Origin of the sequence: Nostoc sp. DedQUE04 (genome assembly GCF_034530995.1) — a bacterium.
Lineage (GTDB): Bacteria > Cyanobacteriota > Cyanobacteriia > Cyanobacteriales > Nostocaceae > Nostoc.
Genome location: NZ_JAVRCA010000027.1, coordinates 1 through 11,950, shown reverse-complemented (window position 1 = coordinate 11,950; position 11,950 = coordinate 1). Strand labels below are relative to the sequence as shown.

Annotated in this window: 9 protein-coding genes and 1 pseudogene; 6 read left to right on the top strand and 4 right to left on the bottom strand. The window is 42.4% G+C overall.

The window, feature by feature from the left end:
- Positions 1-134: 134 nt before the first annotated feature.
- Both RM049_RS19390 and RM049_RS19385 read right to left on the bottom strand, forming a co-directional pair.
- Positions 135-671, bottom strand: a complete 537-nt coding sequence (locus RM049_RS19390; protein WP_322672569.1) for a peroxiredoxin — start codon at positions 669-671, stop codon at positions 135-137.
- 157 nt (positions 672-828) lie between these two features.
- Positions 829-1,440 carry a peroxiredoxin gene (locus RM049_RS19385; RefSeq protein WP_322651784.1) on the bottom strand — a complete coding sequence of 204 codons (612 nt, stop codon included), beginning with the start codon at positions 1,438-1,440 and terminating at the stop codon, positions 829-831.
- A gap of 131 nt (positions 1,441-1,571) precedes the next feature.
- Here RM049_RS19385 and RM049_RS19380 point away from each other — a divergent pair, with 131 nt between their 5' ends.
- From RM049_RS19380 to RM049_RS19370, 3 genes are all read left to right on the top strand, one after another.
- Positions 1,572-3,914, top strand: coding sequence for an amylo-alpha-1,6-glucosidase (locus tag RM049_RS19380; RefSeq protein WP_322705303.1), 2,343 nt, complete (start codon positions 1,572-1,574; stop codon positions 3,912-3,914).
- A 465-nt stretch (positions 3,915-4,379) separates the two neighbouring features.
- Positions 4,380-5,864, top strand: coding sequence for a galactose oxidase-like domain-containing protein (locus tag RM049_RS19375; RefSeq protein ID WP_322705302.1), 1,485 nt, complete (start codon positions 4,380-4,382; stop codon positions 5,862-5,864).
- A gap of 61 nt (positions 5,865-5,925) precedes the next feature.
- Positions 5,926-6,861 (top strand): hypothetical protein, encoded by a 936-nt coding sequence (locus RM049_RS19370; protein ID WP_322683141.1) that lies wholly within the window; start codon positions 5,926-5,928, stop codon positions 6,859-6,861.
- Between the two features lie 358 nt (positions 6,862-7,219).
- Here RM049_RS19370 and rpsU read toward each other — a convergent pair whose 3' ends face one another.
- Together rpsU and RM049_RS19360 are read right to left on the bottom strand one after the other, a co-directional pair.
- Entirely contained in the window at positions 7,220-7,411 is a 192-nt protein-coding gene (gene rpsU, locus RM049_RS19365; RefSeq protein ID WP_069073774.1) for a 30S ribosomal protein S21, read from the bottom strand.
- Positions 7,412-7,531: 120 nt separating this feature from the next.
- Complete coding sequence (locus RM049_RS19360) at positions 7,532-7,849, bottom strand: RNA-binding protein (protein WP_322672574.1); 318 nt, start codon at positions 7,847-7,849, stop codon at positions 7,532-7,534.
- Positions 7,850-8,227: 378 nt separating this feature from the next.
- Between RM049_RS19360 and RM049_RS19355 the strand changes: the two genes are divergently transcribed.
- The 3 genes and pseudogenes from RM049_RS19355 to RM049_RS19345 form a co-directional block, all read left to right on the top strand.
- Entirely contained in the window at positions 8,228-9,622 is a 1,395-nt protein-coding gene (locus RM049_RS19355) for a TldD/PmbA family protein (RefSeq protein ID WP_322705301.1), read from the top strand.
- A 537-nt stretch (positions 9,623-10,159) separates the two neighbouring features.
- Positions 10,160-10,696, top strand: a complete 537-nt coding sequence (locus RM049_RS19350; RefSeq protein ID WP_322705300.1) for a pentapeptide repeat-containing protein — start codon at positions 10,160-10,162, stop codon at positions 10,694-10,696.
- A 406-nt stretch (positions 10,697-11,102) separates the two neighbouring features.
- Positions 11,103-11,897, top strand: a pseudogene (locus tag RM049_RS19345) (DUF1565 domain-containing protein); the annotation flags it as partial.
- Positions 11,898-11,950 lie beyond the last annotated feature (53 nt).

The following is an 11,950-nucleotide window of genomic DNA, read 5'->3' as shown; positions in this document are numbered from 1 at the left end:
TTTTCAAACAAATGAAACTATTAAGATTTGATGATATTATGATTAGGGTCTAAATTACCATTCAAATCTTAAGAGTTCCAATTCCTAATAGCTAGTTTTCAACATTAAACGCAATTTATTTTGAATATTTATAGTCAATTAAATTGTTCTAACAATGTCTCAACACTAGCATTACGATCCAAAAAAGAAAATAAATGCCAGTAGCGCAGTTTTCCTTCTTTATCTAATACAAACTGTGCTGGTAAAGGCGCTCCCAGTGCCTGCCCTGCTTGATATGTACGAAATACTCGACAACTAGGATCGCTCAAAAGTGGCATTTTTAAGCCTAAATCTTTGACAACTATTTGACTTTGCCTTTCATCGGTACTAGTAATCATTAAAACTTCTATACCGCGATTTTTGAATTGCTCGTAGTTTTTATTCAAGGCTTTGATGTGAGGAAAACAAAGAGGGCAATATTGCTTTTCGGTAAAAATGCGAGTAAAAGCAAGTAAAACTGGTTGTTTGCCTTTATAATCAGACAACTTTACTAAAGTTCCGTTGGTAATATCTGGCAATTGAAAATCAGGTGTTCCTACTCCCAATCTGAGTTGATTACTAGCTGGAACTGGTAAAAAATTACGGAAGAATCGCTCATTTAATAAGCCACTAAAGTCAGTTGAAGTCAACATATTTTTAACCTTGGTTATTTAAATACTATTTTAGAAAAAACCACAGATATTTACGGAGGTTGACATTGTTTAATGTGTATCTCTGTTGATCTGTGGTTTTCATTGATTTTGCTTTCAACTCCAAAAAGCTGGATTAGAGTTTTTTAGCTAGCGAAATTTAGACAGCAGAGAAGTAGACTTTAGACTTCACTGGGTCAGGATTCATGGTCTTGTCACCAGGTTGCCAACCAGCTGGGCAAACTTCGTCAGGGTGAGACTGAACATACTGAATTGCTTGTAATGTCCGCAGGGTTTCATCAACGCTACGACCAAAAGCTAGATTGTTAATCGTGGCGTGCTGTATAATACCATCTTTATCGATGATGAACAGACCACGCAAGGCAATGCCTGCTGCTGGGTCAAGAACGTTGTAAGCGGCGCTGATCTCTTTCTTGATGTCGGAGACTAGAGGATAATTCAGGTCGCCAACGCCACCAGACTTACGATCTGTTTGAATCCAAGCGAGGTGAGAAAATTCACTGTCAACCGAAGCCCCAAGGACTTCAGTATTGATTTTCTTGAATTCTTCGTAGCGATCGCTAAATGCTGTAATTTCAGTAGGACAAACAAAGGTAAAGTCTAGTGGGTAGAAAAACAGGATGACATACTTACCGCGATAATCGGAAAGTTTGATTGTCTTAAATTCCTGATCTACCACAGCCGTTGCTGTGAAATCGGGAGCTTGTTGACCAACGCGGAGGCTTCCTTCGGTTCCATAAGTAAGGGACATTAACCTAATTCTCCTTTATCGGTTTAGTAGCGTTGGAATTTGGGTCAAGTAAAATTTACCCATCCACGCTCTCACAGTTTAATTACGATCTGTTACGACTATATCATACTCATAACGATTTTGAGTAGCAAATGTCTGATTTAGATACAAGAGAATGGTTGCTTACCAACGGCTTAGGAAGTTTTGCCAGCGGTACAGTTTCTGATGTCCGCACGCGTACTTATCATGGTTGGCTGTTTGCCGCCACAAACCCACCTTCTGGAAGGACTCTGCTGTTTTCGCACCTAGAAGCTAGCTTGGAAATATTAGGGCGCGTTGTGGCACTGGGGACAAATGTTTGGGGTAACGGTCAGATTGAGCGAACAGGCTATGAACAGCTACGCTGTTTTGATATTAACCCAGTTCCTAAATGGACTTGGGGTCAAGATAACTGGCAATTAACCAGACAATTGGTGATGCCCTATGGTTTGGTGGGGACTGAAGGCTGGGGATTGGGGATTGGGGACGAAGGGACACAGGGGCAGGGGAGCAGGGGAGCAGGGGAGCAGGGGCAGGGAAGAATAATTTATAACCAATGCCCAATGCCCACTCCCCAGTCCCCAGTCCCCAGTCCCCAGTCCCCAGTCCCCAATCCCCAATTTTGCCATCGAATTTTAATCCAGTATCGCTATGAGGGAACTGAAACAGCGATTTTACGGTTGCGACTGTTGATAGCAGAACGTGACTTTCATCACCAGCAGACTGCTAGTCAAGAATTACAGTTTTCACAATTGCTAGGGGAACAGCAAGTCTGTTTACAAGCAATCAATTCTGGGCGTTTCGGCATACCTTGGCACTTGCGCTGGACACAAGGAAATTATCAACCAGATGCAGTTTGGTATTGGGATTATAGATTGTCTGAGGAGACAAAACGGGGATTAGGCGATAAGGAAGACCTCCACAGTCCTGGTTACTTGATAGTCACACTTCAACCAGGAGATACGGTAACTTTAGAAGCACGAGTAGGTTTTCCCGACTCAGTACCAGATGTTCTCACCGTCAAAACCTTCGCAGAAGCTGTGGAGGCAGAGCAAGAAAGGCTCTCACAGATTTTTGGATGGAGAGAGGGAGGTAGAGGGGCAGCACTTCGGCTACGCTCAGTGACCGAGGGGCAGGGGAGCAGGGGAGACAAGGAGGACAAGGAGGAATTATTGAAAATCTCTCCCTTGTCTCCCCCTTCTTTTTTGTCTCCTTTGTCTCTTCTCCATGCCCAATGCCCAATGACGCCAGTTGCTTCAAGTCGGCAAAGCCGCCCAACGCACTGGCTCCCCAATGCCCAATTCCCAATCTGGCAACAACTACTCAAAGCAAGCGATCGCTTTATCGTCTATCGAGCCTCAATTGCCGGCCCTACGGTTATTGCTGGTTATCACTGGTTTAATGACTGGGGACGCGATACATTAATCGCTTTACCGGGGTTGGCATTAGTTCCACAGCGTTTTGACCTCGCAAAAGGAGTGTTGCGAACTTTGGGGCATTATTGTCGCCACGGTTTGATTGCGAATGCATTTCCCGATCTCAATGGCGAACCAATTTATAACAGTATTGATGCGGCATTGTGGTGGATTGAAACTTTAGGACTTTATTTAGAAGCTACCCAAGACTGGGATTTTTTGGCAGAGCAATTCCCTGTAGTACAGCAAATCTATAAAGCGTTTGTCGGTGGTACACATTTCAATATCCAGGTCGATGCTACCGACGGACTAGTTAGTTGGGATGCTCGTGGTGTAGCTCTCACTTGGATGGATGTGGTAATTGGGACACACCCCGTCACACCCCGTTATGGGAAGCCAGTGGAAATCAATGCACTGTGGTATTCTGCTTTATGTTGGCTGAGTCAATGGGCAGAGCGCTTGAGCCAAATGGAATATGGCTCACCAGTGCGTCTCACTAAGCAAGCACAGCGTTATGCTAACCAAGCACAACATATGAAAACCTCACTGCAAAAATTCTGGAATCCTCAGCTAGGTTATCTGTACGATACTATTGAACCAGACGATCGCCGGAATTTTCAAATTCGTCCCAATGCCGTTTTGGCACTGTCGTTACACCATTGTGGGTTTTCCGAACAGCAAGGGTGTCAGATATTAGATTTGGCAACTACCAGCTTGCTCACTCCTTATGGTCTTCGCAGTCTCGATCCAGGAGATCCAGAATATAAAGGAAAATATGAGGGCAATCAACAGCAACGCGATCGCGCTTATCATCAAGGCACTGTTTGGACTTGGCTAATTGGGCCGTATATTCGGGCTTGGCAACGTTTTTATCCACAACAATCGTTGCCTTTTGATTGGCAACCCTTGCTCGATCACTTTTTCTTTGATGCTTGTCTTGGTTCTATTTCTGAGATTTTTGATGGCGATTCACCTCACACACCCAGAGGAGCGATCGCTCAAGCTTGGTCAGTTGCCGAAGTAATCCGCTACATAAAATAGTTGTAGGATAGAGATGGTCTTGGATAATTATTCTTGATTAATATACATTCACAAATTAATATTGCTAGTTGGAACCTACAAAACCCTTAATATACAAGCTTTTTAGTAATTTATTTAATTATTTAAAAGTGACTAGAGATTTTCGTTTATTTCACCAATTTAGGCTGCAAAACCAAAGATATTTATTTTCTCTTGTGAGAAAATATCCTACAAGAAAACTTCGTGGATGAGATGTAGTATTATTGAGAGTAGGAATGTAGTTAAGGCTTAATATACATACTCTAGAGGATGTATGATTAATAGCACAATTCCTATTGATAACAGCTAAATTTACATTTCCTGATTATGAAAAACATCATATATTAAGGCTAAATAAGCCTAAAGAAGTATAGATATAAATCGAGAAATCAATTAATAAAATAAAGTACGAAAAATGAAGTTTACGTAGGGATTTTTGTAAATAAAGTGACTCAACCTAATAACAACACTAACCTCCAAGAGGCAACAGATTTAGGGGCTTCCATTGCTCTAGCTACTACTACAGATAAATGGCAAGTATTGTCGTACAAGGCTCCAATCCTACCTATACATGCGGCTCTACTTCGTACTGGTAAAATATTCTTTTTCTGTGGCTCAGGTAACGATCCCAATCGGTTAAATACTCCCTATGACAGTGTGGTCTGGGATATAAACAAGGGAAGCTTTTCCCGTCAAGCGCCTCCATTGGATAGTAACAATCAACCTATGGATCTTTTTTGCGCTGGTCACTCCTTCCGGCCTGATGGTCAGTTATTAGTTGCAGGTGGAACTTTGCGCTATGACCCATTTTATGGTTCACCTTATGCTCTGATGTTCGATCCCATTGCTGAGAAATGGGTCAAGATATTATCAATGAATAATGGTCGCTGGTATCCTACTGTGTTAACACTAGGCAGCGGTCGAGTCTTAGCAGTGTCTGGGCCGGATAAAGATGGCAAGCTCAATAGACAACCAGAAATTTATTCTGCTTTCTTTCCAAATGGTTGGAACGCTTTTCCAACAACTAGTGCCTTACCGGCATACGCACATCTGTTTCTACTAAGTAGTGGTAAAATTTTTTATTCAGGTGCTCAGATGGGTGTTACTGGAGTGACACCAAGGATATTAACCCTGCCAGAGACATTTACACAATCCATTACAGAAAAAGTGGTGACAGGGCTGCAAGACATAGCTTTTGGCGATCAAGCTGCCAGTGTGCTTTTACCACCTGCACAAGATCAAAAGGTGATGATTCTTGGTGGAGGTAGTGGTAAGACAGCAACCAAGAGGGTAAATATTGTCGATTTAAAAGCTAGTAATCCAACTTACGTAGCAGCAAAGCCTTTAAACTATGCCAGGATGCATCACAGTGCAGTTTTGTTGCCCGATCGCACAGTGTTTGTTTGCAATGGTAGCAAAATGAATGAGGACACAACACAAGCAATGCTGCCAGCAGAAATCTACAATCCAGCGACAAATACCTGGACAGTAGTAGCTAAACAAACTGTTCCCCGCGTATATCACTCGGTAGCCTTGCTGCTACCAGATGGTAGGGTCGCAGCAGCTGGAGGGAACCCTCAACGGACGGTCAATGAACTGCGATTAGAAATCTACAGTCCTGCGTATATGTCGCGATCGCGTCCAGTTATTCGGAGCGCTCCTCAAACAGTGACCTACGGGCAGCAATTTACGATTCAGACACCCCAAGCTGCGAATATTAAGTGGGTTAGTTTTATTAGACCAATGGCAACTACCCATTCTTGCGATACAGAACAAAGGTTAGTCGATGCACCCATTATTTCTAGAAACGCTACTTCTGTTAAGGTCACGGTCATAAACAATCGAAATATCGCACCACCGGGCTGGTACATGCTTTTTATTAGTGACAACAATGGAACACCCTCAGTAGCAACCTGGACGCAAATATATTAGCCTTATCTGTTTATGTTCGCACTGCTACCTAATAAAAATCATTAATTCTAGGAAGGAAAATATGAATTACAAGCTATCACGTCGACGGTTTGGACAATTGGCACTTGCTGGAACTGTAGTATCTGGACTGAGTTATCTAACCAAGAAAGCCTTGGCAGAAACACCAAGTGTAAATATTGTCGGTATAGGTTCTAGCCCGATCGTTACTATTGACCAAACGGCTATTACAGAGGTAAACACTACTGAATTAGTAGAGAACACTGCCCTAAACAGTGTAAGCACAGATATTAAGCCTGTAGGACTAGTTTTGCAATCCTTAATGACAGGAAAGGCTCAGGTACTTACGGATAAAAGTACACCTCTATTAGAGCCTAATGAGATATTGAGTGGTTTTACCTCTTTAAGCGATGGCACACTTGTTGTAGCCATTACTCCGGTTGCGATTAGTCGGAGACAGGCGACATTTACTCGTATTACATTTTTGGGTACGCCTGTAAGAACTTTGATACTCTCAGGACTTAAACCAAATCAACAGCTTGGGAGCTTGCTAGGTACTAATGATGGGCGGCTCATTGGTCTAGTAGGTAAGAAGAACGGTACACCACCAATCAGATTGGTAGATATTAACCTTCAAACAGGAGAGATAAGTTCTATTAGTAAGGTTAAATTCCTGGACGATGAGCGGATCAGCAATCTAGCTGAGTGCCCAGATGGAATACTTTATAGCTCTGTAGTTGGTGAGTATGGTGAGACAACTTTGGTACAGGTAGATCCAAATCAAAAAAAGCCTATCAGACTAGGACAATTGAAACTTAATGGTCAAGCATGGAATAATGGCTTACAAAGCTTAGTTTGCTCTGCAACAGGTCAACTCCTCGCCTTTGGAGCTATGAGATATGAGACTCCTAATGCTGTGTTTATTGTTGATAAGAACAGTGGAACTATGACTCGGCTACAAGACTTTGATAGTGCTCAGATTACACGTGCTCGTGCTTAGAAGAAATTGATGTCTGGTTTTGGGGGAAAGGGAAAGGGTTAAAAGGGAAAAAACCTTATATATCTAGCCTTCCACTCCTTTTCCCTTTAACCGAGCAGTATTGGGTACAGCTTATTATTAAGAATATTTTTGACTGATTTTCTAATTAGTTAACCCTGGAAATTCTGATTAATATAAAACAGCAGTAACTCAAACAAATATATAATGATTTTGATAGATAGCTGATATCAGGAAAGGTTGCCGAAGTTCAAAACTTGCTCATTAGATTCTCCTTTGGAGTACAGCGATCGCCTTTTCGACAGCTAAGAATCTAATGAGAGAGTGGGTTAGCTACGCTAACCGGAGGTATCGCTAATTATTAATTACGACGGAAATTTCTCTTGCGTTGTTTGTGTCTTGCGACTTCTTTGCGTTTGTGTTTTTCCAAAGGTGTTTCAAAGTGGCGATTCTTTCTCATGTCTGGAAAAATACCTGCTTTGGAGACTTCCCTCTTAAATCGACGTAAGGCTGACTCAATTCCTTCATTTTCGCCCACAAATACTTGGGTCATTTATCATCTCCTACTTAATTGGTACTGGGCAATAAAAGCCATCCAGTAGACCGGAGCGCAAAAAGGGCAGATAATGATTCTGCCCTTTAGACGTTAAAACTTAATTTTTGATCTTAAAGCTTAGTAGCGCGATCTATTGTATCCACCGCCACCGCCACCGCGACGATCGCCACCACCAAAAGAACCACCTCTATCTTCCTTTGGTTTCGCTTTATTCACTTTGAGATCGCGTCCCATCCATTCAGCTCCATCAAGAGCATCAATGGCAGCTGTTTCTTCTGCTTCTGTGCCCATCTCTACAAAGGCAAAGCCGCGTGGCCGTCCTGTTTCACGGTCAGTAGGTAACTGAACCCGCTTTACAGTACCGTGTTCGGCAAAAACAGAATTGAGGTCTTCTTGTGTGACCTCGTAGGATAGATTACCTACATAAATTGACATGCATTATCTCCAAAATCATAGGTGTGTAGAGATTTAGATTTCGGAGGCAAGTTTGTTAAGACCAAAAGGAAAAAGCCTGTCAATACTAAAAACAAAGAATGTAACCGAATTTTATTCTCACTTGATTATCTTAGCACATCATTGAGTTCTTACCCACCGTAACTCAAGATTGGGGATTGGGCAAAACAGTGCTGAGTGCTGAGTTAGGAGTTAGGAGTTAGGAGTTTTGTTTATCTCCTTGTCCCCTTGTCTTCTCATCTCCCCTGCTCTCCTGCTCCTCTGCTTCCCTAGTACCCAGTCTCCTCATAATAATTGATTAGCAGAAATTCCCCAAATAATTGCAAAATAAATGCAGTTCGTCATTGTTACTAATTGGAAATGCCGACTACACTTGCTGACGCACAAAATTTACTTTCTGACCTGATCGCCCGCTACTCTAAGCGTGTAGATTATCTAATGATTCGCCTTGAAGAAGCAGAAGGGACTGATATCTTGTTGCGTGGCGACAAGGTAGAAACTCTCAGTGAAGGCATCTCCATTGGTGGACATATTCGCGCTTGTTATAAAGGCGGATGGGGGTTGAGCTGCTTTAACCAACTGGCAACAATCGAAGATCGCATAGAAGAAGCGATCGCAGCTGCGCGGATGGTTGGTAATGAAGAAACTTTACTTGCACCCATTGACCCAGTGCAAGCAGTATGCATTCTACCCCTAAAAGGTACCGATCCCCGAAATATCCCACTCTCGCAGAAAAAACAATTGTGCGATCGCTATGCCCAATTGCTTAAAAGCGTCGATCGCCGAATTACCACTACCTCGGTGCGTTACGGTGATAGTGCCCAAAAAGTAATCATTGCTACTTCTGAAGGTACTTCGATCGAGCAATCTTGGGTGGATATGGAAATGCGCTTTGCCGCCACCGCCAGAAATGGCGAAACCGTACAAACTGGACGGGAAACTACTGGCTCTCGCAAAGCTTACGAAGATTTAACTAGTTTGGATGAACAGGTAAAAGATGCTGCTCAAAGAGCGATCGCCGCTTTATCTCTACCACCGGTCAAAGGCAATACTTACACTGTAGTCATTGACCCAATTCTCACGGGTTTATTTGTCCACGAAGCCTTCGGACATCTTTCTGAGGCTGATATGGCTTACGAAAACCCCGATCTGCTGGAAGTTATGACCATCGGACGGCGGTTTGGCCCAGAAGAACTGCAAATTTTTGATGGTGCGGCTCCAGAGGGACATCGCGGTAGCTATTTTTACGACGATGAAGGCACACCAGCTACTACTACCCAACTAATTAAAGATGGAGTTTTAGTGGGACGTTTACATTCTCGTGAAACTGCTGGCAAATTGGAGGAAACGCCTACGGGTAACGCTCGCTGTCTCAACTATCACTTTACTCCCATTGTGCGAATGACAAATACCTGGATTGAACGGGGTAAAACACCAGTTGCAGATTTATTCACCGATATCAAAGAAGGAGTTTATGCCCGTAATTGGTTGGGTGGGATGACGAATGGGGAAATGTTCACCTTTAGTGCTGGGGAAGCGTGGATGATTAGGAACGGCAAAATTGCTGAACCTGTGCGAGATGTGACGCTTTCGGGAAATGTATTCCAAACTTTAGCGGATATTGAGGGACTTGGTGATGATTTTTACTGGGATGAATCTGGCGGTTGTGGTAAGGGAGGACAAAATGGCTTATCAGTGGGTTGTGGTGGCCCTAGCCTCCGAATTCGAGATGTAGTGGTTGGTGGGGAAACATGAACTATCTGCTTCAGTCGTAAGAATCATAATCAGCAAAATAATAGGAATTAGTTTTGCCATAACCTTTAGCAGACGAACACCACAATTGAGTATAGCGATCGCTTTGCACTAATGCTTAACGTGAGTCTGCAACGGAGGCTCACGTTAATGCTTAAACTTTTAAGGTGAGCAACATCCCTCCCAAGTATGAAATTAACTCACAACTCTAGGTAGTAGCGGTAGTAGTTAAAAATAGCTAGTCTAGACAAAGTTGATTGAATATCCACTCTAGTTTGATTCATCACACTAATCCTCCGTAGCGCGTGCTGGGGATTTAGTGTTAGTCTGGATAGTCCAAAATTATTCATAATCGATTTCTTGCAGACTAGCTACTACTGCGCTAACGTAATTCGTAATTAAAGACTATTTCAGACACTTATTTAAACACCCAAACTGAAATAAAGCCACGTATATATAAAAGCTAATTACATTCAAAAATTACGAATTACGAATTACGAATTACGAATTAGTTAAACGTTCCTTAGCACAGCGACAGATATGAAAGCAGATCAACTCCTGAAAAACTATGCCGCAGGTGTCAGAGACTTTACTGGCGTCAACTTGAGCGAGGCCAATTTAAGAGAAGCCAATCTCAGTGGCGTAATTTTAGATCGAGCAATTTTAGATGGAGCTAATCTGAGTCACGCTAATTTAACCAACGCCAGTTTGATTGAAGCAGATTTAAATGGAGCAGATTTGAGCAATGCGGATCTCAGTAATAGCAACTTAAGCAAAGCTATTTTGGATGGAGCTATTTTGGATGGAGCTATTTTGGATGGAGCTAATTTGAGTCACGCTGATTTGACGGTTGCTAAATTGATTGAAACTAAATTGAGTGAGGCGGATTTGCAAGAAGCAAACTTGATAGCAGCAAATCTAGATGGAGCGGATTTAAGTGGTGCAGATTTAACTGTAGCTGACTTATCCCAGGCAAATCTCACTCAAGCAGATTTGAGCCAGACAAATTTGAGTGGAGCAAATTTGTCTGGAGCCAATATAGAAGGAACTATTCTGGATGATAATGTCATCCCTTAATCTTCTCTGCACAGGCGCTACAGTTTACACACCAGTCTTTTTGAGTTGCAAAGGCATTGTTTTAACTGACAATGCCTTTGTTGCAGCTGACAATACCATCGAGATGAGAACTTGGAATATTGCATAAAAGTCTATAAGGGACTTCCAAGAAATAAATTATCCAATCTTGTGGGGCGGGCATCTTGCACGCCTTTGGTTACTGGGCGGGCGAGACGCCCACCCCACAATAAATAGTTGGATATTTTTTTATTTGGAAGTCTATAACTTGTGTGTACACACGATCTGCTTGCCAGAAAAAGTCAGATGGATATATTTTTTATACACAAGGATATTACTGTGAAAAAGTTTGCTACAAGTAGTGTTATTTACGATTGTCATAATTAAAACAATTGACTCTCAACTATCAATGGTGAACTCTACCCTCGTCGTCACACTCTATGTCAACCCTATGACAGGGAATGATAGCAATACTGGTTCACGGTTGAGTCCATTTAAAAGCCTCACCCGTGCTTTAAAAGTAACCAAAATCCCGACGATAATTTATCTGGAGTCGGGGACTTACAACGCCGCTAGTGGTGAGGTGTTTCCACTAATCATACCTGGAGGAGTGACAGTGGTAGGTAATGAAGCTAACAAAGGTGTAGGGATTGTAATTTCCGGGAGTGGTGAGTATCAAAGTCCCAGTTTTGGTATACAAAATATTACGCTGCTCTTGGTAGATAATGCCAGTCTTTTAGGTGTAACTGTCACCAATCCCTCAGTTAAAGGTACTGGTATCTGGATTGAATCGGCTGCACCTACTTTAAGTAACAATACTTTGAGCAACTGTGGGCGGGAAGGTGTGTTTACTACTGGTACTGCCAAACCCGCAATTTTAGATAACATATTTGTACAAAATACTGCTAGCGGGTTAGTAATGGCAGGTCATAGCCAGGGAGAAGTACAACAGAATGTATTTCAAAGAAACCCTTTAGGTATAGCAATTAGTGACTTTGCCGTTCCAACGATCGCCAATAACAAGTTATCAGAAAATCGCACAGCGATCGCACTTTCTCGTAATGCCCAACCTGTGCTGCGTCAAAATCTGATTACTAAAAATACCCAAGGTGGTTTATTAGTCAATGGCAATGCAGTCCCAGATTTAGGTAATAACGAAGATCCAGGTGATAATATTTTTCGCGATCATAATGAATTTGATTTATAGAACCCATTTGACATCTAAGAAGGTGCAGCAAGCCTCTTAACCATTAACCG

Coding starts and splice junctions, on each gene's coding strand:
- RM049_RS19380 (WP_322705303.1), top strand. CDS start 1,572: ATGTCTGATTTAGATACAAGAGAATGGTTGCTTACCAACGGCTTAGGA.
- rpsU (WP_069073774.1), bottom strand. CDS start 7,411: ATGACCCAAGTATTTGTGGGCGAAAATGAAGGAATTGAGTCAGCCTTA.
- RM049_RS19360 (WP_322672574.1), bottom strand. CDS start 7,849: ATGTCAATTTATGTAGGTAATCTATCCTACGAGGTCACACAAGAAGAC.
- RM049_RS19370 (WP_322683141.1), top strand. CDS start 5,926: ATGAATTACAAGCTATCACGTCGACGGTTTGGACAATTGGCACTTGCT.
- RM049_RS19390 (WP_322672569.1), bottom strand. CDS start 671: ATGTTGACTTCAACTGACTTTAGTGGCTTATTAAATGAGCGATTCTTC.
- RM049_RS19355 (WP_322705301.1), top strand. CDS start 8,228: ATGCCGACTACACTTGCTGACGCACAAAATTTACTTTCTGACCTGATC.
- RM049_RS19385 (WP_322651784.1), bottom strand. CDS start 1,440: ATGTCCCTTACTTATGGAACCGAAGGAAGCCTCCGCGTTGGTCAACAA.
- RM049_RS19350 (WP_322705300.1), top strand. CDS start 10,160: ATGAAAGCAGATCAACTCCTGAAAAACTATGCCGCAGGTGTCAGAGAC.